General features: G+C 60.9%; 21 protein-coding genes. 13 read left to right on the forward strand and 8 right to left on the reverse strand.

Annotated features, from left to right (window positions below; all coding sequences use genetic code 11):
• Positions 1-71: 71 nt before the first annotated feature.
• Complete coding sequence (gcvT, locus tag J3P96_RS01330; protein ID WP_434654826.1) at positions 72-1,154, forward strand: glycine cleavage system aminomethyltransferase GcvT; 1,083 nt, start codon at positions 72-74, stop codon at positions 1,152-1,154.
• A 52-nt stretch (positions 1,155-1,206) separates the two neighbouring features.
• Positions 1,207-1,590: a glycine cleavage system protein GcvH gene (gene gcvH / locus J3P96_RS01335; RefSeq protein ID WP_434602192.1), complete on the forward strand. Its 384-nt coding sequence runs from the start codon at positions 1,207-1,209 to the stop codon at positions 1,588-1,590.
• A gap of 170 nt (positions 1,591-1,760) precedes the next feature.
• Here gcvH and J3P96_RS01340 read toward each other — a convergent pair whose 3' ends face one another.
• The 3 genes from J3P96_RS01340 to J3P96_RS01350 all read right to left on the reverse strand — a co-directional run bounded on the left by J3P96_RS01340 (position 1,761) and on the right by J3P96_RS01350 (position 4,442).
• Positions 1,761-2,081 carry a DUF2388 domain-containing protein gene (locus J3P96_RS01340; RefSeq protein WP_186707601.1) on the reverse strand — a complete coding sequence of 107 codons (321 nt, stop codon included), beginning with the start codon at positions 2,079-2,081 and terminating at the stop codon, positions 1,761-1,763.
• A gap of 86 nt (positions 2,082-2,167) precedes the next feature.
• The gene (locus tag J3P96_RS01345; RefSeq protein ID WP_305498037.1) at positions 2,168-3,952 is read right to left on the reverse strand and encodes a GspE/PulE family protein; all 1,785 of its coding nucleotides are present in this window, start codon (positions 3,950-3,952) and stop codon (positions 2,168-2,170) included.
• A 151-nt stretch (positions 3,953-4,103) separates the two neighbouring features.
• Complete coding sequence (locus J3P96_RS01350) at positions 4,104-4,442, reverse strand: hypothetical protein (RefSeq protein WP_434602191.1); 339 nt, start codon at positions 4,440-4,442, stop codon at positions 4,104-4,106.
• 126 nt (positions 4,443-4,568) lie between these two features.
• On the opposite strand from J3P96_RS01350, the gene J3P96_RS01355 reads away from it, so the two are divergent.
• Complete coding sequence (locus tag J3P96_RS01355; protein ID WP_434654829.1) at positions 4,569-5,039, forward strand: Lrp/AsnC family transcriptional regulator; 471 nt, start codon at positions 4,569-4,571, stop codon at positions 5,037-5,039.
• 128 nt (positions 5,040-5,167) lie between these two features.
• Here the strand turns inward: J3P96_RS01355 and J3P96_RS01360 are convergent, their stop codons facing one another.
• Complete coding sequence (locus J3P96_RS01360; protein WP_434654831.1) at positions 5,168-6,535, reverse strand: inorganic triphosphatase; 1,368 nt, start codon at positions 6,533-6,535, stop codon at positions 5,168-5,170.
• Between the two features lie 159 nt (positions 6,536-6,694).
• Between J3P96_RS01360 and argE the strand changes: the two genes are divergently transcribed.
• The 3 genes from argE to J3P96_RS01375 all read left to right on the forward strand — a co-directional run bounded on the left by argE (position 6,695) and on the right by J3P96_RS01375 (position 11,036).
• Complete coding sequence (gene argE, locus J3P96_RS01365; RefSeq protein ID WP_434654833.1) at positions 6,695-7,852, forward strand: acetylornithine deacetylase; 1,158 nt, start codon at positions 6,695-6,697, stop codon at positions 7,850-7,852.
• Positions 7,853-7,984: 132 nt separating this feature from the next.
• Entirely contained in the window at positions 7,985-9,283 is a 1,299-nt protein-coding gene (gene argA, locus J3P96_RS01370) for an amino-acid N-acetyltransferase (RefSeq protein WP_434571047.1), read from the forward strand.
• Between the two features lie 418 nt (positions 9,284-9,701).
• Positions 9,702-11,036: an OprD family outer membrane porin gene (locus tag J3P96_RS01375; protein WP_305498041.1), complete on the forward strand. Its 1,335-nt coding sequence runs from the start codon at positions 9,702-9,704 to the stop codon at positions 11,034-11,036.
• 79 nt (positions 11,037-11,115) lie between these two features.
• On the opposite strand, the gene hepT is transcribed toward J3P96_RS01375, so the two are convergent.
• A complete protein-coding gene (hepT, locus tag J3P96_RS01380; protein ID WP_434654836.1) occupies positions 11,116-11,544 on the reverse strand; it encodes a type VII toxin-antitoxin system HepT family RNase toxin in 429 nt (142 codons plus the stop codon).
• Complete coding sequence (gene mntA, locus J3P96_RS01385; protein ID WP_434654838.1) at positions 11,534-11,929, reverse strand: type VII toxin-antitoxin system MntA family adenylyltransferase antitoxin; 396 nt, start codon at positions 11,927-11,929, stop codon at positions 11,534-11,536. Before mntA ends, hepT begins: the two co-directional genes overlap by 11 nt.
• A gap of 332 nt (positions 11,930-12,261) precedes the next feature.
• Here mntA and J3P96_RS01390 point away from each other — a divergent pair, with 332 nt between their 5' ends.
• From J3P96_RS01390 to J3P96_RS01420, 7 genes are all read left to right on the forward strand, one after another.
• Positions 12,262-12,900: a peroxiredoxin gene (locus J3P96_RS01390; protein WP_003206652.1), complete on the forward strand. Its 639-nt coding sequence runs from the start codon at positions 12,262-12,264 to the stop codon at positions 12,898-12,900.
• 322 nt (positions 12,901-13,222) lie between these two features.
• The gene (gene ssuE / locus J3P96_RS01395; RefSeq protein ID WP_305498044.1) at positions 13,223-13,816 is read left to right on the forward strand and encodes an NADPH-dependent FMN reductase; all 594 of its coding nucleotides are present in this window, start codon (positions 13,223-13,225) and stop codon (positions 13,814-13,816) included.
• Positions 13,817-13,907: 91 nt separating this feature from the next.
• Complete coding sequence (locus J3P96_RS01400; protein ID WP_434654840.1) at positions 13,908-14,873, forward strand: sulfonate ABC transporter substrate-binding protein; 966 nt, start codon at positions 13,908-13,910, stop codon at positions 14,871-14,873.
• Positions 14,874-14,897: 24 nt separating this feature from the next.
• Complete coding sequence (gene ssuD, locus J3P96_RS01405) at positions 14,898-16,046, forward strand: FMNH2-dependent alkanesulfonate monooxygenase (protein ID WP_434654843.1); 1,149 nt, start codon at positions 14,898-14,900, stop codon at positions 16,044-16,046.
• A 7-nt stretch (positions 16,047-16,053) separates the two neighbouring features.
• Positions 16,054-16,836, forward strand: a complete 783-nt coding sequence (gene ssuC / locus J3P96_RS01410; protein WP_434571056.1) for an aliphatic sulfonate ABC transporter permease SsuC — start codon at positions 16,054-16,056, stop codon at positions 16,834-16,836.
• Positions 16,833-17,639 (forward strand): aliphatic sulfonates ABC transporter ATP-binding protein, encoded by an 807-nt coding sequence (ssuB, locus tag J3P96_RS01415; RefSeq protein WP_434654846.1) that lies wholly within the window; start codon positions 16,833-16,835, stop codon positions 17,637-17,639. Before ssuC ends, ssuB begins: the two co-directional genes overlap by 4 nt.
• 24 nt (positions 17,640-17,663) lie before the next feature.
• Entirely contained in the window at positions 17,664-17,879 is a 216-nt protein-coding gene (locus J3P96_RS01420) for a TOBE domain-containing protein (RefSeq protein WP_003177394.1), read from the forward strand.
• A 77-nt stretch (positions 17,880-17,956) separates the two neighbouring features.
• Here J3P96_RS01420 and J3P96_RS01425 read toward each other — a convergent pair whose 3' ends face one another.
• Together J3P96_RS01425 and J3P96_RS01430 are read right to left on the reverse strand one after the other, a co-directional pair.
• A complete protein-coding gene (locus J3P96_RS01425; RefSeq protein WP_434571059.1) occupies positions 17,957-18,589 on the reverse strand; it encodes a TetR/AcrR family transcriptional regulator in 633 nt (210 codons plus the stop codon).
• Positions 18,590-18,867: 278 nt separating this feature from the next.
• Positions 18,868-20,244: a glutamine synthetase family protein gene (locus J3P96_RS01430; protein ID WP_305498052.1), complete on the reverse strand. Its 1,377-nt coding sequence runs from the start codon at positions 20,242-20,244 to the stop codon at positions 18,868-18,870.
• Positions 20,245-20,506 lie beyond the last annotated feature (262 nt).

Below are 20,506 nucleotides of genomic sequence, written 5' to 3' on the forward strand. Positions count from 1 at the left end.
GCGCTTTTTTTCAGGCGTTCGTGCTGTGCAGTACCCGTCCGCACCTTCGCCACGCCCGGAAGGAGAAACCCATGGGACAGCGTACGCCTCTGTATGACCTGCATCTCGCCCTTGGCGCGAAGATGGTCGATTTTGGCGGTTGGGATATGCCTTTGCACTACGGCTCGCAGGTCGAGGAACACCATCAGGTGCGCCGCGATTGCGGTGTGTTCGATGTGTCCCACATGACCGTGATCGACGTTGCCGGCCCCCAGGCCAAGGCTTGGCTGCAGCGCTTGCTGGCCAATGACGTCGATCGCTTGCAGGACACCGGCCGGGCGCTGTACAGCACGATGCTCAATGAGCGCGGCGGCATTGTCGATGACATGATCATCTACCGGGTCGAGGACGGCTACCGGCTTGTGTTCAATGCCTCGACCCGCGACCAGGACCTGGCCTGGATGCAGGCACAGCTCGGTGAATATGATGTGCAACTGCACGAGCGTCCCGAACTGGCGATGCTGGCCATCCAGGGGCCGCAGGCCCGGCACAAGATTGCCGAACTGGTCACGCAATCACGCGGCCAATTGATCCAGCAGCTCAAGCCCTTCGAAGGTCGTGCCGACGGTGACTGGTTCATTGCCCGTACCGGCTACACCGGTGAAGATGGTTTGGAAATCGTCCTGCCGGCCCATGAAGCCCCGAGCTTTTTCAACGATCTGGTGGGCGCTGGCATTCCTCCCATCGGCCTTGGAGCTCGCGATACCTTGCGCCTGGAAGCGGGCATGAACCTCTATGGCCAGGACATTCATCAGGATGTTTCGCCGCTGGCCTCCAACATGGCCTGGAGCATCGCCTGGGAACCTGCGAGTCGCCAGTTCATCGGCCGCTCGGCGTTGGAAGCCGAACTGGCGGCTGGCGTGCAGCACAAACTGGTCGGGCTGGTACTTGAGGAGCGCGGTGTTCTACGCGCTCATCAGGTGGTCCGCATCGCCAATATTGGCGAAGGAGAGATCACCAGTGGTAGTTTTTCTCCTACGCTTAGCAAGTCGATCGCCCTGGCGCGTGTTCCGATGGCTACCGCCGACCGTGCCGAGGTGGAAATTCGTGGCAAGTGGTACCCGGTACGGGTGGTCAAGCCGACCTTCGTCCGCCATGGCAAAACCCTGATCTAACCCTTTGCGGCGGGCCGCCGGCCGCTGACACTTTCTCTTGAGGACACAGAATATGAGTGATATCCCCGCCGAACTGCGTTTTGCCGAAAGCCACGAGTGGGCCCGCCTGGAAGCCGACGGTACCGTCACCGTAGGCATCAGCGACCATGCGCAGGAAGCTTTGGGCGATGTGGTGTTTGTCGAGCTGACCGAGGTCGGTAAGGTTTTTGCTGCTGGTGATCAGGCTGGAGTGGTGGAGTCGGTCAAGGCCGCTTCCGACATCTACGCCCCCATTGCCGGCGAAGTGATTGCGATCAATGAAGAGTTGGGCGGCTCGCCGGAGCTGCTGAACTCCGATCCGTACGGCGCCTGGATCTTCAAGCTCAAGCCAAGCGACAAGGCCGAGTTGGACAAGTTGCTCGATGCTGCCGGCTATAAGGCTGCTATCGGCGAGTAACACTTGATACCTGTGGGAGCGAGCCTGCTCGCGAAGGCGATAAATCAGCAACATCGAGGTTGGCTGACACACCGCTTTCGCGAGCAGGCTCGCTCCCACGTTGGTTTGTGAGATGTCCGTCGGGCAAAAAAATGCCGCTCAATCGAGCGGCATTTTTTATCGGCCGGACATCATTCCTGGGCGACGGCGTTTTTCGCCAGGATCGCGTTGGCCAGTTCCATGTCGGTGGCTTGCAGGCCTGGGTTGTCGGCACGGACTTTCTGCATCGCGGCTTCCAGGTAGGGGCCACGGATGCCGCCGTCACTGGCGACGAAGCTGCCGGCGTCGTCCTGGGCAGCGACGATCAGCTTGTTGTCCTTGAAGGTCAGGTAGGTAGAACCGGTGGTCGCACCGGATGAGATGACGTTACGCCAAAACGTGTCGGCCATTGCCGAGCCAACAGGAAGAGAAAGCAAGGCCAGGGTCGCGACAGCAAGTTTGAGACGCATGATAGGTGACTCCACAGGGTTAACTATGACTTTGGATTGCCGCAGCCTCGATTCAGTTCCATGACCCGTCAGTCAGCCCTCGCACCAAGCTACTTCTGTTCACTCTGTGGCGTCACCCGCAGTACTTCTTCGACCGTGGTCAGGCCCGCCGCTACCTTTTGCGCGCCCGAGAGCCGCAGGCTGCGCATGCCTTCCTTGAAGGCCTGGCGGCGCACGGCGAGCAGGTCGGTGTCTGGGTGGATCAGGCCTTTGACGCTGTCGCTCAACTGCATGATCTCGTACACCCCGGCCCGCCCCCGGTAGCCGGTATCGCGGCATTCCGAGCAGCCGACAGCCTGCTGGGCGTTGGTCGGCAGCGGGGCCTGCCAGGGCCTCGTCAGGGTTTGCCAGTCGTCTTCATCCAGGGTGATGGGCGCCTTGCAATGCGGACACAACGTACGCACCAGGCGCTGGGCCATGACTCCGAGCACTGTGGCCTTGATCAGGTAATGCGGCACGCCGAGCTCCAGCAGGCGGCTGATGGCGCTCGGCGCGTCGTTGGTGTGCAGGGTCGAGAGGACGAGGTGTCCGGTGAGTGCTGCCTGGATTGCCATTTCGGCGGTTTCCAGGTCACGGATCTCGCCGATCATGATGATGTCCGGGTCCTGCCGCATCAACGCACGTACGCCCGCCGCGAAAGACAGCTCGATGTTGTGCTGGACCTGCATCTGGTTGAACGAGGCCTCGACCATCTCGATCGGATCCTCGATGGTGCAGAGGTTCACTTCCGGCGTCGCCAGTTTTTTCAACGTCGTGTAGAGCGTCGTGGTCTTGCCGGACCCGGTGGGGCCCGTGACCAGAATGATGCCGTTGGGCTGGCGGGTCATGTCCTGCCAGCGACGCAGGTCGTCGGCGGAGAAGCCCAGTTGGTCGAAATCCTTGAGCAATACTTCCGGATCGAAGATCCGCATCACCATTTTTTCGCCGAACGCGGTTGGCAAGGTCGACAAGCGCAACTCCACTTCGTTGCCGTCGGGAGTCTTGGTCTTGACGCGACCATCCTGGGGCTTGCGCTTTTCCGCGACGTTCATGCGCCCCAGGCTTTTCAGGCGACTGATGATCGCCATCGTCACCTGCGGCGGGAACTGATAGACGGTGTGCAGCACCCCGTCGATGCGAAAGCGTACGGTGCCCTGCTCCCGGCGCGGTTCGATGTGGATATCGCTGGCCCGCTGCTGGAAGGCGTACTGGAACAGCCAATCGACGATGTTGACGATATGGGCGTCGTTGGCGTCCGGCTCCTGGTCGCTGGCGCCGAGGTTGAGCAGTTGTTCGAAGTTGGTCAAGTTGCTCGGTTGCTGATCGACGGTGGTAGCGCCGCTGACGGATTTGGCCAGGCGATAGAATTCCACGCTCAGGCGCTGGATATCCACCGGGTTGGCAACCACCCGCCTGACCGGCAGCTTGAGCACGTGGGTCAGGTCGGCTTCCCAACTGCTGACGTAAGGCTGGGCACTGGCGACGGTGACGGCGTCACGGTCAACCGCCACTGCGAGAATCTTGTGACGTTGCGCAAAGGCATAGGACATCAGCGGCGTAACGGCCGCCACGTTGATCTTCAACGGGTCGATGCGCATGTAGGGCTGGTCGGCCTGCTGGGCCAGCCACAGCGTCAGGTTCTCAAGGTCCAGGCGCTTGCCGGGTCGGCTGAGGTCGTCCAGGTGCTGGTTGGCGATGAACTCCAGCGGGTGCAACTGGCTGTTGGCGTTATGCCGGCGCCGGGCGTTGAGCGCGGTTTCGGCTGAATCCTGGCTGATGAGGCCCTGGGCGACCAGTTGGCGGAGCAGATCGTTAAGGTCCAGCCAGCGGTCCTGAGTGGCGTGTTTGGTGGACATGGGCGTTCGGGTTCCTATTGGACAGTTGCAGCAAAGCCGCGATGCAGACGCTTCGGCGTCCCGGCTTGTTGTGCAAAAGAATAGTCCCGACCTTATGGACCGTTGGGCCACTACCCGACCAATGCGTTTCCAATTCTTGCCTGCGCACCCCTCAACCGGCCGCCAGGACCCGTCCGGCCCGCGTGATATCGGCGTCCTGCAGGTCCACCGAGCACATGCTGATCAGGTTACGTAATTTTTCAGCAATGACCTGGGCACGGTGCCAGCTCAGCCCATCCAGGACAATGTCCAGCGTCAGCAGATCGTCTTGACGCTCGACGTGGACCTGCTGTGGCGTCAGGCCCTGCAAGGCGAACAGATTCAACGCTCGACACAGCACGTCCGGTTCGGCTTCGGCCTGCATCTGATAATGCACGCGGCAATGGGCGTTGGCGGCGTGCCAGGCGTCGGCGCGGGTCGGGGCGGTGGATACGGTTGCGAGTGAATGCATGTTCGGTCTCCTGGAGGTCGGAAGAAATATTTACATGCATAGAAGGGTATTTCTTACCTAAGATGAGCTATTTAGGGCCTATGGTGAATAAATTGATTCGCTTATCGGAAAACTACAGGTTTATTTATGCACAGTGAGCTGGATAGCTACGACCGCAGGATACTGGCGTTGCTGCAAGAGGATGCTTCGCTGTCCAGCGCGCAGATCGCCGAGCAGGTTGGCTTGTCCCAGTCGCCCTGTTGGCGTCGGATTCAGCGGATGAAGGAAGAGGGGATCATTCGGGGGCAGGTGACGCTGCTGGACCGCAAGAAAATCGGCCTGAACACGCAGATCTTCGCGGAAATCAAGCTCAACGCCCACGGTCGCTCGAATTTCACCGAGTTCACCGAGGCGATCCGCGGATTTCCCGAGGTGCTGGAGTGCTACGTGCTGATGGGATCGGTGGATTTTATGCTGCGCATTGTCACGGCGGATATCGAGGCGTATGAGCGATTCTTTTTCGAAAAGCTGTCGATGGTGCCGGGGATTCAGGAGGTAAACTCGATCGTGGCGCTGTCGGAGATCAAGTCGACGACGAGTTTGCCGGTGGTGTGCTGAGCTTGTTTTTGCGATGTTTGGGCTGGCCTCATCGCGAGCAAGCTCGCTCCCACAGTTGATCTTCAGCGGCCACAAAATCTGTGTGCAACGCTGGACCTGTGGGAGCGAGCCTGCTCGCGAAGGCGGTATCACAGGCGCAGCAAAGTCTTCCAGGCCCGATTCTGGTAAACCGCAATCGCCTGCTGCTTGCGCGCATCCAAGAGTTCGTCGGTGATCGGTTCGTTGGCCAATTGCGCCAGCTTGTTCAATTCGCCGTAGAGCCGGTCCATCTCAGGAATTTCCAGCGCCTGGCGGGCATGATGCAGCCAGGCCTGGATACGTTCGATGCGCGGCAGTTGCTCGGCCAGGTCTTCCGGCTGTTGCTGGTAGCGTTGCAGTTGCAGCGACGAAGCTTCTTCGCTGAGCAGGCGCGGCAGCCAGCTGCCCAGTTGCGCCGCGCCCTGGCGATTGCCGCGGGTGTTGCGGTCGGCGGTCCAGCTGCGGGCGAGCAACCAACGCGAAGCTTCAAGGGAGAAGAGGCCCCAGCGCGGGTCCTGCAGCTCTTCGAGGAATTGCTCCGGCGCCGCCTTGCGCACGTCTTCGTCGTCGAGGCCGGCCTGGACCAGCGGACGCCAGTCTTCCAGCAGCGCATCCAGGGCGACGCGCAGATCATGGGTCGATTGGCGCGGCGCGGCCTGGCCGAGGCTGCTGAGCAATGCGCGCAGTTCGGCGAGGTTTTCCACCCAGTCCTGCAACAGGCGCCAGTGGCCGTTGAAACGATATTGCTCGGCCAGGCGCTGGCTGCTGCCCAGCAGATGCCAGCTCAAAGCGCCAAAAGCATCGTCCAGCGGCGTTTCGGCCGTCAGTTGCGGAGCCGGCAGGCTCAGGGCGTAACTGCTCGCATCATGCAGGCGATAGCCACGTTCAGCCTTGCTGATGTCGCAAGGCATCAAGGGCAGGGTCGCGGCCAGTTCGGCGGCCAGTTCCAGAAGGGCGGCGGGTTCACCTTCGCGCAGTTCCAGTTCCAGCTCGCAGATTTCTTCCTTCTGCTTGCCGACCACCACGTGGCCCAAGTCCAGGGCGGCCTCGATGACCACCTTGCTTTTGCCACGGCCCCAGGCAATTTCGGCGCGCTCGCGGACGAAATCGGTGGTAAAGATTGCCTTGAGGGTTTTTTTGTCCAGTTCCGCCAGTGCCTCGGGCCAGCATTCGCCGTCGAGCTTCTTCAGGTCGAGCTTGGCCTTGGGCAGGTGCCAGTCGTATTCGTTGCGCTCGGACAGGCCTGCAACGCTCTGGCCACGGGTCTTGAGGGTCTGGATGACTTCTTCGCCATCGCGGCGCAGGCGCAGGGCAACCTTGGCCCGGGCGAGGTCACGTTCCGGCGTGTCGAAGTACTGGTTCATCAATTCGTGGCGTTCCCAGCCACTCTTGTTGCGTTTTTTCAACAGCGGATGCTCGCGCAAGGCTGCCAGGGTCTCGCGGCTGACGCGGAGTTTGATTTCGGTTTCTTTCTGCATGGCCGGAAAATCCAGGAATCGGGTGCGCAGCCGGGGGGAGATGTGGCTGCCAGGGTCGTGCAGTGTACAGGACTCGTCGGTCCTCCGCGCCGAACGGTTCCATCCTTGCTCTCGATGGTTCTATGATGGACCCCCAATTTGTAAGCCCGGGAGCCAGCGATGCCTTTGCCGTCCATGAAAGATCAGTTCGCTGCCCTGATCGCCGCGCCTTCGGTCAGTTGTACCCAGCCCAAGCTGGACCAGTCCAACAGCGCCGTGATCGAGCTGCTGGCAGGCTGGCTGTCGGAACTGGGATTCTCCTGTGATATCCAGCAGGTCAGCCCCGGCAAGTTCAACCTTCTCGCCAGCTTCGGCACGGGGCCCGGCGGGCTGGTGCTGGCCGGGCACAGCGACACGGTGCCGTTCGATGGCGCGTTGTGGCAGACCGACCCGCTCAAGCTCACCGAAGTCGACGGGCGCTGGGTGGGCCTGGGCAGTTGTGACATGAAAGGTTTTTTCGCCCTGGCCATCGAAGCGGTGCGGCCGTTGCTGGACCAGCCGTTCAGGCAGCCGTTGCTGATCCTCGCCACCTGCGATGAAGAAAGCTCCATGGCGGGCGCCCGTGCCCTGGCCGAGGCCGGGCGGCCGCTCGGACGCGCGGCGGTGATAGGCGAACCGACGGGGCTGAAGCCGATCCGCATGCACAAGGGCGTGATGATGGAGCGTATCGACATCCTCGGGCGCAGCGGCCATTCATCCGACCCGAGCCTGGGCCGCAGCGCGCTCGAAGCGATGCACGACGCCATGGGCGAGCTGCGTGGCCTGCGCCTGCAATGGCAGCGTGAGTTCCGCAATCCACAGTTCACCGTGCCGCAGCCGACCCTGAATTTCGGCTGCATTCATGGCGGCGACAATCCCAACCGGATCTGCGGCCAATGCTCCATGGAGTTCGACCTGCGCCCACTGCCGGGCATGGATCCAGAGGTGCTGCGGGCGGCGATCCGGCAGAAGCTCGACCCCATCGCCGAACGCCATCAGGTGAAGATCGACTACGCACCGCTATTCCCCGAAGCGCCCCCGTTCGAGCAGGCCGAGGACGCCGAGCTGGTGCGGGTGGCCGAACGGCTCACCGGGCATCGTGCCGAAGCAGTGGCGTTCGGCACCGAAGCGCCTTATCTTCAGCGCCTCGGTTGCGAAACCCTGGTATTGGGGCCTGGCGATATCGCCTGCGCCCACCAGCCTGGCGAGTACCTTGAAATGTCACGTTTGCAGCCTACCGTGCAGCTGTTGCGACAGTTGATCGGCCATTACTGCCTGACACCGGCCAGCGCCGGTTAAATTGTCCGCTTGCGGACCCGTATTCATGAGGAGAGCGCGCGTGTCGCCAAGCCTGTTTCGACGATAACCACCAGCCCGCTGTGCGTTCCGCTTCGTCTTTTTTAGGCTGTTATTTATTACAGGCCCAGGTTCATGCCCGAATACGTCAATTGGCTTCGTCACGCTTCGCCCTATATCAACGCCCACCGCGATTGCACCTTCATCGTCATGCTGCCTGGCGACGGGGTGGAGCACCCCAACTTCGGCAACATCGTCCATGACCTGGTGTTGCTGCACAGCCTCGGCGTGAGGCTGGTGCTGGTGCACGGTTCGCGTCCGCAAATCGAGACCCGCCTCGCTGCCCGCGGCCTGACGCCGCATTACCACCATGGCATGCGCATCACCGATGCCGCGACCCTGGAGTGCGTGATCGACGCGGTCGGCCAGTTGCGCATTGCCATCGAGGCGCGCCTGTCGATGGACATGGCTTCTTCGCCGATGCAAGGCTCGCGGTTGCGCGTGGCCAGCGGCAACCTGGTTACCGCGCGGCCGATCGGCGTGCTCGAAGGCGTGGACTATCACCACACAGGGGAAGTGCGTCGGGTTGACCGCAAGGGCATCAACCGACTGTTGGATGAGCGCTCGATCGTTCTGCTGTCGCCGTTGGGCTATTCACCGACCGGGGAAATTTTCAACCTGGCGTGTGAAGACGTCGCGACCCGGGCGGCCATCGATCTGGCCGCCGACAAACTCCTGTTGTTCGGCGCCGAGCAGGGCCTGATCGGCGAGGATGGGCGGCTGGTTCGCGAGCTGCGTCCGCAACAGGTCCCGGCCCACATGCAACGTCTGGGCAGCGATTATCAGGCCGAGCTGCTGGATGCGGCGGCGCAGGCCTGCCGGGGCGGCGTCGCGCGTAGCCACATCGTCAGCTATGCCGAGGACGGTGCGCTGCTGGCCGAACTGTTCACCCGCGATGGCAGCGGCACGCTCGTGGCCCAGGAACAATTCGAGGTGGTGCGCGAAGCCGCCATCGAGGATGTCGGCGGCTTGCTGGACCTGATCAGTCCTTTGGAGGAACAGGGCATTCTGGTACGGCGTTCCCGCGAGGTGCTGGAGCGCGAGATCGAGCAATTCAGCGTGGTCGAGCGCGAAGGCATGATCATCGCGTGCGCGGCGCTGTACCAGATCGCCGATTCGGACGCCGGGGAACTCGCCTGCCTGGCCGTGAATCCGGAATACCGCCACGGTGGCCGGGGCGATGAGCTGCTGGAGCGGATCGAAACCCGGGCCCGCGCCCAGGGCCTCAAGACCCTGTTCGTGCTGACGACCCGGACCGCCCACTGGTTCCGCGAGCGCGGCTTCGAGCCCAGCAGTGTCGATCGCCTGCCGGCGGCGCGGGCTTCGTTGTACAACTATCAGCGTAATTCGAAAATCTTCGAAAAATCCCTGTAAACAACCCGCCTATCCAATCACGCTGCCGCGACTTTCTTGATTTCAGACAATCAGCGACTAGTCTGGAAAGCCTCAAGATCGCGGCATGCGCACGCATTGGCATGTCGCGCGCGAGCACCGACGAATCACCATTCAGGAATCCTCGGCGGCGCCGATAAGCCGATTCAGGGCTTGATGACGCTTTGATGGCAAGCATATGTCGAAACGAGCTGAAAACTGATGAAACAATTCTTTTTGGATTTATAAAGAATCCATTATTCTTCCGGCCGGTGTCGCGGGGTTAGACCATGGTCGTAGTCCGAAAGGGTTACGGTTGACTTGCCAGTCACGGTCTGGCGCTAATCGCGCATCCGCGGATTCCGGGCGTTCGAACCGGAACCAAAGACACACAAGAATTAGAAAACGAGAGGAGCGATACATGAAGAAGTCCACCTTGGCCCTGGCTGTGGCCGTTGGGGTAATGGCGCAGCAGGCAGGCGCCGCCGGTTTCATCGAGGACAGCAAGGCGTCCGTCAGTTCTCGCACCATGTACTTTGACAACGACAACCGTGAAGGCGATGAGGACCAGCGCGAGGCGGCGACCGGCCTGAAGTTCGACTACAAGTCCGGCTTCACTCAAGGTGTCGTTGGTTTTGGTATCGACGCCCAGGCGATGGTTGGTCTTCACCTTGATGGTGGTAAAGGTCAGCGTCCAGACGCCAATAACTCCTTCTCGCCAAGTGACTCCGACGGGTCCGCGGAGCACAGCTGGAGCCGTGGGTCGGCCAACGTGAAGGCGCTTTTCTCCAAGACCGAGGCCCACCTGGGTGGTGCACTGCAGCCTAACCTGCCGATCCTGGTCGCCAACGATGGCCGTCTGCTGCCGCAAACCTTCGAAGGTGGCACTATCACCTCCAAGGACCTGGACAACGTGACGTTCAACGCCGGCCAACTGGAGCGCGCCGTAGGCCGTGCCGGTACCAACAGCACCGGCCTGGCCGTGAGCGGCGGTACCGAGGACAGCAACCAGTTCCGTTATGCCGGTGCTGATTGGAAGGTCACCAAGGACCTGACCCTGCAGTACTACTACGCCAACCTGCAGGATTACTACAAGCAGCACTTCCTGGGCGCGGTACATGTGTTCCCGATCACCGAAGGCCAGTCGTTCAAGACTGACCTGCGTTACTTCGATAGCAGCTCGGATGGCCGCAACGGCGACGCAGGCTATCAGTTCGATAACAACGGTGGTTACGCCAAGAATCCGGGCGAGGTCGACAACAAGACTTGGAGCGCCATGTTCACCTATACCCTGGGTGGCAGTGCCTTCATGTTGGGTCACCAGCAAGTCGGTGATGACGGCGGTTTCGTCTACATGGGGCAGGGCAGCCTGCTCAATGACAGCGGTCGCAACGAAGGCGCCGGCGGTTCAAGCTTCTACCTGTTCACCGATAGCATGATCCATCAGTTCGTCCGCGCAGGTGAGAACACTACGTTTGGTCAATACTCGTACGACTTTACTGGTCTCGGCGTTCCAGGCCTTAAAGCTGCAGTTGCCTACTTGCGTGGCGATGACATCAAGTCCCGTACCGCAGGTGGAAGCGATTCGTCCGAGTGGGAACGCGACATGCGCTTGGATTACGTCGTCCAGCAAGGTGCTCTGAAAGGTTTCGGCACCACTCTGCGTCACGGCTCTTATCGCGGTACCGGTAGCGGTTCCGGCGCGGACCGGGATCAGACCCGCCTGATCTTCAACTACACTTACAACTTCCTGTAAGAAGTAGCGAAGCAAAAAAAGCCCCGCCCGGCAGCATGCCGAGCGGGGCTTTTACGTTTTGCGCAAGAGCGGATTTTTTTTATCCCTCGTGCTCCGCCGCGTCTTTTCGCAAGATGAATGCACTGAACGCCAGGAAATCATCCAGATGCCCGGTAATGATCGCGATCATGATCGGCAGTTGCAGGGCTTGATAGTCATGCACGGCGATGTTCCTGAAGCCCACCATGTTCTTCAGGTTTTTCACCAGGCCTTCCTCCAGCCAGCCACCTTGCAAAAGCAGCTCGAATGTATCGCGAGCACTTTGCGGAACACCCAGCCGCTCACGTCGAATCAAGTGCTGTCCCATGTCCAGTGCTGCTTCACACGCCCGTTGGATGTTCAGGACTGCCGAGTCCTGGCGAGTGAAATCGGTGGCAAACGTAGCGGGATCTTTCTCGTATTCTTCCCGCACCCTGGCGACGCAACGCTCGATACTTGCTGCCTTGTTGATCAAAACATCATCGGCCATACACGCTGCCTTCTTCCTGAATATCCTTGAGCAAGCCTGCCCGAGCCTCATCCAGAGCGGTTTTTTCGCTGAGAATGAAACATTCGTACAAACCCGCCTGTACGTCTCTGGCCCAGAGCCGCTGACCTCGGGTCACGATCTGATATTGCATGACGGTCGTTGCCGCGCGTAGATCGATAAGGTCCACCGGACTGCCAGCGATATCCGCCAACTCTCCTGAGAGCTGCCACAGCGAAACAGGATCGACCTCGCCGGACACGAGCACCGCCAGATCGACGTCGCTATCAGGTCCCGCGGTGCCCTGTGCATGACTACCGAACAGGTAAACCGCCAGCAGCCCAGGGAGATGGTGATGCAGATAAGACAACAAGGCTTGAGTGTTCATGCTGCCTATCCTAGCCGCTCATTCTGAAAACGCCGCAATAATTTGCGGAGTGCAAATGCAGAACAAAAAAAGCCCCGCCCGGCAGCACGCCGGGCGGGCTTTTGCGTTTCGGGTCCGGCCCACCCCTGTAGCCTTCCCCGAACCTTCTCCTCTTTTCAGCAATTCGAGGCCTTCTCGAACCTCGACAATGATCTTGGCCCGGTATACCCCAAGGCGCCAGTGAACAGTTTTTTATATTCAATCAAGATCTAAACAAATGGGTATTCATTCTTTTTCAAGCAATGAAAAGCGGTGCACAGTTGGGCCACAACTACTCAACCAGGAGCTGCACCATGAGCCTCAGACTTGGCGACATCGCCCCCGATTTCGAACAGGATTCCAGCGCCGGCAAGATTCGCTTCCATGAATGGCTCGGTGATAGCTGGGGCGTGTTGTTCTCCCATCCAGCGGATTTCACCCCGGTGTGCACCACCGAACTGGGCCTTACCGCCAAGCTCAAGGATGAATTCGCCAAGCGCGGCGTCAAGGCCATTGCCCTTTCGGTAGACCCGGTGGACTCGCATCACAAGTGGATCGAGGACATCAACGAAACCCAGAATGCCGTGGTCAATTTTCCGATCCTGGCCGACGCCGACCGCAAGGTGTCCGACCTCTACGACTTGATCCACCCCAACGCCAGCGACACATTGACTGTGCGTTCCTTGTTCGTGATCGACCCGAACAAGAAGATCCGCCTGACCATCACCTACCCGGCGAGCACCGGGCGCAACTTCAATGAAATCCTGCGGGTGATCGATTCCTTGCAGCTGACCGACAACTACAAGGTCGCCACGCCGGCCAACTGGCAGGATGGCGATGAAGTGGTGATCGTGCCGTCGCTCAAGGATGAGGAGGAACTCAAGCAGCGCTTTCCCAAAGGCTATCGCGCCGTCAAACCATACCTGCGCCTGACGCCGCAGCCTAATCGCTGAGGCAAAACCAGAACCAGAACCAGAACCAGAGCCTGTGGGAGCGAGCCTGCTCGCGAAGGCGGTCGATCAGCCAGTATTGAGGTCGACTGACACACCGCTATCGCGAGCAGGCTCGCTCCCGCAGCTGATCTTCTGTGCACCAAGGGTTTTGGCCGTTTCGACGGCCTTTTTTTTGCCTCAAGGAAAGCTGACCATATATCTCTTAAATGCATAACCAAATGAATAAATATGATTTAAAGATATATGAATGCCCTGTTATGGTTTGCTCCATACAGCGAGATCGCCCACCGCGAATCGCACGTGAATTCAAGGAATGGTTGGCATGTTGGTTGTCTCGCTCGGCGGCAGTCCCAGCCAGCGCTCCCGATCAGGAGTGCTGCTGGAGCGCTCGCAACGTTGGTTGCAGCAGCAAGGTGTGGAAGTGGTGAGCTATCAGGTGCGTGATTTTCCCGCCGAGGATCTGCTCCATGCCCGCTTCGATAGCCCCAAGGTACTGGACCTGCTGGCCCAGATCGAAAACGCCGACGGCCTGGTGATCGCTACGCCTGTCTACAAGGCGTCTTTCTCCGGCGCGTTGAAAACGGTACTGGACCTGCTGCCCGAACGCGCGCTGGCCCATAAGGTAGTGCTGCCCATGGCGACAGGCGGCAGCATCGCCCACATGCTGGCGGTGGACTACGCCCTTAAGCCGGTGTTGTCGGCGCTCAAGGCCCAGGAAATGCTGCATGGGATTTTCGCCGAGGACAACCAGATCGCTTACGGCGAAGGCAGCGCCCAGGCGCAATTGGCGCCGGCCCTGCAGCAGCGTCTGGACGAGGCGCTTGAACAGTTCTACAGCGCCATGGCCCGGCGGCCCAAGCCGCTGGATCCCAGCGTATTGAACGAACGTCTGTTGAGTGCTCGCTGGAGCATCTGACTCGCTACATCCCTGATTCAACTCCACCTTACTCAGCCGTCAACGGCCAAGCAGGTGCAGCCAAAACCCCACAGCAAAAAGGAGAGGCGCCATGCGCACTGTCATTTTGCGTCGCGGGCTGGTCGCTCTGTTTGCTGCGGCTGTGTCCTTCGGCGCCATCACCCAGGCTCAGGCCGAAACCTTGCGGATCGGCTATCAGAAGTACGGCACGCTGGTGCTGCTCAAGGCCAAGGGCACCTTGGAAAAACGCCTCGCCGCCCAAGGCGTCGACGTGCAATGGACCGAATTCCCCGGCGGCCCGCAGCTGCTTGAAGGCCTGAACGTAGGCTCGATCGATTTTGGCGTGACTGGCGAAACCCCGCCGGTGTTTGCCCAAGCGGCAGGCGCGGATTTGCTTTATGTCGCCTACGAGCCACCGGCGCCGAACAGCGAGGCGATCCTGGTGCCCAAGGGCTCGCCGATCCAGTCGGTGCAGGAGCTCAAGGGCAAAAAAGTCGCGCTGAACAAAGGCTCTAACGTCCACTACCTGCTGGTACGCGCGCTGGAAGATGCCGGCCTGAAATATTCCGACATCCAGACGGTTTTCCTGCCGCCGGCGGATGCCCGTGCCGCGTTCGAGCGCGGCAGCGTGGACGCCTGGGTAATCTGGGACCCGTACCAGGCAGCCGCCGAACAACAGTTGCAGGCACGCACCCTGCGTGACGGCAAGGGCATCGTCGACAACCACCAGTTCTATCTGGCGACCAAACCTTACGCGCAAAAAAATCCCCAGGTCATCACCACGTTGGTGGAAGAGGTGCGTGCAGTTGGGGAGTGGTCCAAGGCCAACCCTGAAGACGTGACCCGGCAGGTCTCGCCGCTGCTCGGCCTGCCGGCGGACATCACCCTGACGTCGGTGAAACGCCAAGGCTATGGGGCTCTGTTCCTGACGACGGAGGTGGTCGCGGCGCAGCAGAAAATCGCCGACAGCTTCTATCAGCTCAAATTGATTCCCAAGCCCTTGAGCATCAAGGACGTGATCTGGACGCCGCCGGCGGCCGTTGCGAACGCGCAATAATTCGATCCCTTAGGAGACCACTCCATGAGCCTCAATATTTTCTGGTTCCTGCCCACCCACGGCGACGGCCATTACCTTGGCACCGCTGAAGGCGCCCGCGCCGTCGATCATGGTTACCTGCAACAGGTTGCCCAGGCTGCCGATCGGCTGGGTTTCGGCGGGGTGTTGATTCCTACCGGGCGTTCCTGCGAAGACTCCTGGCTGGTAGCCGCTTCGTTGATTCCGGTGACCCAGCGCCTGAAGTTCCTGGTTGCCCTGCGCCCCGGGATCATTTCCCCGACGGTGGCGGCGCGTCAGGCCGCGACGCTGGATCGGCTGTCCGGCGGGCGGGCGCTGTTCAACCTGGTGACGGGTGGCGATCCGGACGAGCTGGCCGGTGACGGGCTGTTTCTGGACCACGAGCAACGCTACCAGGCATCGGTGGAATTCACCCGGATCTGGCGTCGGGTGCTAGAGGGCGAGACGGTCGATTACGACGGTGAACACATCAGTGTGAAGGGCGCCAAGCTGCTCTATCCGCCGATCCAGCAACCGCGTCCGGCATTGTATTTCGGCGGCTCGTCGGAAGCCGCCCAGGATCTCGCCGCCGAGCAGGTGGAAATGGTTTTGACCTGGGGCGAACCGCCCGCCGCCGTCGCGGAAAAAATCGCCCAGGTGCGGGCCAAGGCCGAGAAGCTTGGGCGCACCGTGCGTTTCGGCATTCGCCTGCATGTGATCGTGCGGGAAACCAACGCCGAAGCCTGGCAAGCGGCCGACCGCTTGATCTCGCACCTGGACGACGAAACCATCGCTCGCGCCCAGGCGTCCCTGGCGCGTTTCGACTCGGTGGGTCAGCAACGCATGGCCGCGTTGCACGGCGGTCGGCGCGACAAGCTGGAAGTCAGCCCCAACCTCTGGGCCGGTGTCGGCCTGGTGCGCGGCGGTGCTGGAACGGCGCTGGTGGGCGATGGTCCGACCGTGGCTGAGCGGGTCAAGGAATACGCCAACCTGGGTATCGATACGTTCATTTTCTCGGGTTATCCACACCTGGAAGAATCCTATCGGGTGGCGGAACTGTTGTTCCCGCACCTCGATGTGGAGCGCCCGGAACTGCCGAAAAGCCAGGGTTATGTGAGCCCGTTCGGTGAAATGGTCGCCAACGATATCCTGCCCAAAGCTGCTTCGCAGAGCTGAGGCGGCCATGAAAAAACTTATCCACAACCTCGCGCCGTGGGCGGTGCCGCTGCTGTTGTTGGCGGTGTGGCAATTGTCGGTATCGGCCGGCTGGTTATCCACGCGGATCCTGCCGGCGCCGGTGGCGGTGATCGAGGCCGGGGTGAATCTGGTGCGCAGCGGTGAGATCTGGACGCACCTGGCTATCAGCGGTTGGCGCGCGGCGGTCGGCTTCCTGATTGGCGGCGGCATCGGCCTGGCCCTGGGCTTTATCACCGGCCTGTCGAAGTGGGGCGAACGGCTGTTGGACAGCTCCGTGCAGATGGTGCGTAACGTGCCTCACCTGGCGCTGATTCCACTGGTGATCCTCTGGTTCGGTATCGACGAGTCGGCGAAGATTTTCCTGGTGGCGCTGGGCACGCTGTTTCCGATCTATCTCAACACCTACCACGGAATTCGCAATGTCGACCCGGCGCTGGTGGAGATGTCCCGCAGCTACGGTTTATCCGGCTTCAGCCTGTTTCGCCAGGTGATCCTGCCGGGCGCCTTGCCTTCGATCCTGGTGGGCGTGCGTTTTGCCCTGGGTTTCATGTGGTTGACGCTGATCGTCGCGGAAACCATCTCGGCCAGCTCCGGTATCGGTTATCTGGCGATGAATGCCCGGGAATTCCTGCAGACCGACGTGGTGGTGCTGGCGATTCTGCTGTACGCCGTGCTCGGCAAACTGGCCGACCTTGCTGCTCGCGGGCTTGAACGCGTCTGGCTGCGCTGGCATCCGGCCTATCAGGTGAACAAGGGAGGTGTCGCATGACCGCCCAACAACCGCCGCGCCTGCTGCGAGGTATCCCGCTGGCGGTGCGCAATCTGCAGAAGACCTTTGCTTCGCGCCAGGTGTTGCGTGACATCGACTTGCATATCCCGGCCGGGCAGTTCGTCGCGGTGGTCGGTCGCAGCGGCTGCGGCAAAAGTACCTTGCTGCGCTTGCTGGCCGGCCTCGATCAGCCTTCGGGCGGTGAGTTGCTGGCCGGTTCGGCATCGTTGAGCGCTGCGCGGGAAGACACGCGCCTGATGTTTCAGGAGGCGCGTTTGCTGCCCTGGAAAAAGGTCATCGACAACGTCGGCCTCGGACTCAAGGGCGACTGGCGACCACAAGCGTTGCAGGCGCTGGATGCCGTGGGCTTGGCCGATCGTGCACAAGAGTGGCCGGCGGCATTGTCCGGCGGACAGAAGCAGCGGGTGGCCCTGGCCCGGGCGCTGATTCATCAACCGCGCCTGCTATTGCTGGACGAACCTTTGGGAGCGCTCGATGCGCTGACCCGGATCGAAATGCAGCAACTGATCGAGCGTCTCTGGCAGCAACACGACTTCACCGTGCTGTTGGTGACCCACGACGTCAGCGAAGCGGTGGCGATCGCCGACCGGGTGATCCTGATCGAAGACGGCCAGATCGGCCTCGACCTGGCCATCGACTTGCCGCGCCCGCGTGCCCGCGGCTCGCATCGCCTGGCGAGCCTGGAAACCGAAGTCCTCAACCGCGTGCTGTCCTTGCCCGGCCAACCGCCGGAACCCGAACCCGTTTCACCCTTGCCCACGCAACTGCGTTGGGCGCAATAACTTCATCCAGACAGGAACGACATCATGACTATCAAAGCCATCAACGTACGCAACCAGTTCAAAGGCACCATCAAGGAAATCGTCGAAGGCGACGTGCTGTCGGAAATCGACGTGCAGACCGCCTCGGGCATCGTCACCTCGGTCATCACCACCCGCTCGGTCAAGGAGCTGGAACTGGCGATTGGCAGTGAAGTGATTGCCTTCGTCAAATCCACCGAGGTGTCTATCGCCAAGTTGTGAACGATGCTTGACCTGCAGCCCCGGATGGCTTGAGCCCTTCGGGGCGTTTTCGTTCCCACGCTCTGCGTGGCAACGATTCAATCAGAGCGCTTGGGCAGAAACGGAGGGAGATAGAGCCCCAGGTACGCATCGAACACGCGCATGCCTTCCTCGGCCATGCGCGGGGTAATCTGGCCGTGCTGGTGTACCGAGCGGGCGTAGACGCGGTCGCCGAGTTCCATGGCCAGGGCGAACACGTCGACATCGGCAGGCAAGGGCGGCAGTTGGAAATGGCGGGCGAAGACGGTGTGCATCAGCTCGCTCAGTTCCAGGTCATGCTGGCGGTCGGCCTGGGTGACTTCAGTCAGGCCATGCTGGGCCAGGATCAGTTGGCGAGCGGCGGCGTCCTCGCTGTAGATCACCAGCATCCGTTGCTCCACCAGCCGCGACAGATCGTGCCAATGGTTCAGCGCTGCATGATCGATCGGTGTTTGAAGGCAGGCACGAAAGGCTGCATGGACGTCGGCGGTCAGGGCTTCGAGCAGGGCCGGGACGCTGGCGAAGAAGTGATAGACGGAGGAGGGCGGGATCCCGGCGCGCTCGGCGACGCTGTAGATCGACAGGCTGGCCACGCCTTCGGCGGCGAGCAGCGTGCGGGCGGCATCGAGGATCGAGTCGATCCGGGCCTGGCTGCGGGCGCGGGGTTTGCGAGGGGTGGCGGTGCGTGTCATGAAGCTCTCCTGCGGGGCTGCCGGGCATTGTACGCAGACCGGGAGGCTGGTCCATACCTGCACTCGTGAGGTGACGAGCTTTTGTGGCGAGGGAGCTTGCTCCCGCTGGGGTGCGGAGCAGCCCTCAAATCAGCCACTGCAATGATGCAGGTTTACCGCTTAAGTATCTTGGGGCCGCTACGCAGCCCAGCGGGAGCAAGCTCCCTCGCCACGGGAACGACGAAAACAAAAACGCCGCAGCCCTGATGGCCTGCGGCGTTCCTTTCTACCGCAACCGCTTAAACGGTATGCAGGTACCAGTTGTACTCAAGGTCGGAGATGGAGTGTTCAAACTCTTCCAGCTCGCTTTCCTTGCAGGCCACGAAGATATCGATGTACTTGGGATCGATGTACTTGGCCATGACTTCGCTGTCGTCCAGTTCGCGCAGGGCATCGCGCAAGTTGTTCGGCAGGCTTTGCTCGTTCTGCTCGTAGCTGTTGCCTTCGACCGGCGCGCCGGGCTCGATCTTGTTGGTCAGGCCATGGTGCACGCCCGCCAGGACCGCCGCCATCAACAGGTACGGGTTGGCATCGGCGCCGGCGACACGGTGTTCCAGGCGTACGGCATCGGCGGAGCCGGTCGGTACGCGCAAGGCCACGGTGCGGTTGTCCAGGCCCCAGGTCGGCGAGTTCGGCACGTAGAACTGTGCGCCGAAACGACGGTAGGAGTTGACGTTCGGGCAGAGGAACGCCATCTGCGCGGGCAGGGTCTCGAGCACACCGCCGATCGCGTGACGCAGCGCGGCGTTCTGCTCGGGATCCTCGCTGGCAAAGATATTCTTGCCTTCTTTGTCCAGGATCGAGATATGGACGTGCAGACCGTTGCCCGCCTGGCCTGGATACGGCTTGGCCATGAAGGTGGTGTCCATTTCATGGTCGTAGGCGATGTTCTTGATCAGCCGCTTGAGCAGTACCGCGTAGTCGCAAGCCTTGATCGGGTCGGCCACGTGGTGCAGGTTCACTTCGAACTGCGCCGGGGCACTTTCCTTGACGATGGCGTCGGCGGGAATGCCTTGCTCCTTGGCCCCTTCCAGGATGTCCTGGAGACAGTCGACGTATTCGTCGAGGTCATCGATCAGGTAGACCTGTGTCGAGTGCGGGCGTTTGCCGGAGATTGGCGAGCGGGGCGGTTGTGGACGGCCGTTCACGTTCTCCTGGTCGATCAGGTAGAACTCCAGCTCGAATGCCGCGCAGATGGTCAGGCCCAGTTCATCGAACTTGGTCACGACCTGGCGCAGGACTTCGCGAGGGTCGGCGAAGAACGGATCGCCTTCAAGCTCGTGCATGGTCATCAGCAGTTGCGCGGTGGGGCGCTTCTGCCAGGGTTCGTTGCTCAGAGTGCCGGGGATTGGATAGCAGATGCGGTCGGCATCGCCGATGTCCAGGCCCAGGCCGGTGCTTTCCACCGTCGAGCCATTGATATCCAGGGCAAATAGAGAGGCCGGCAGGTTGATGCCTTTCTCGTAAACCTTGTGGAGGCTGGTGCGTTCGATGCGCTTGCCGCGCACCACACCATTCATATCCGCAATCAGAAGGTCAACGTACAGAACCTCAGGATGTTCCTTAAGGAACGCGTTCGCTTCGTTAAGCTGAACGGCACGCGGGGGTACCGACATGATGCAACACCTTTGTTGTTAAAAATATCAATCATTGATCTCTTCGAAAGCCAGTCAACCCGAACGGCATGCCGAAGTCAAGCAGGGCCTTTTTTGCCCTAAAAAAGCACCTGCAGGGCTTTTTTGAGGCAATTTGGGGCGTTTTTTTCCCTTTGAGGGGCTTGTCCCCCGCAGGCTTGAGCGGGCCGTGTTGTATTTTTTACGGGGGTGTTGTGTAAAAAAATGAACAAGGCTAAGCTCGATTCAAACCCATAACAGCAAT

The organism is Pseudomonas sp. R3-56, assembly GCF_051132075.1.
Lineage (GTDB): Bacteria > Pseudomonadota > Gammaproteobacteria > Pseudomonadales > Pseudomonadaceae > Aquipseudomonas.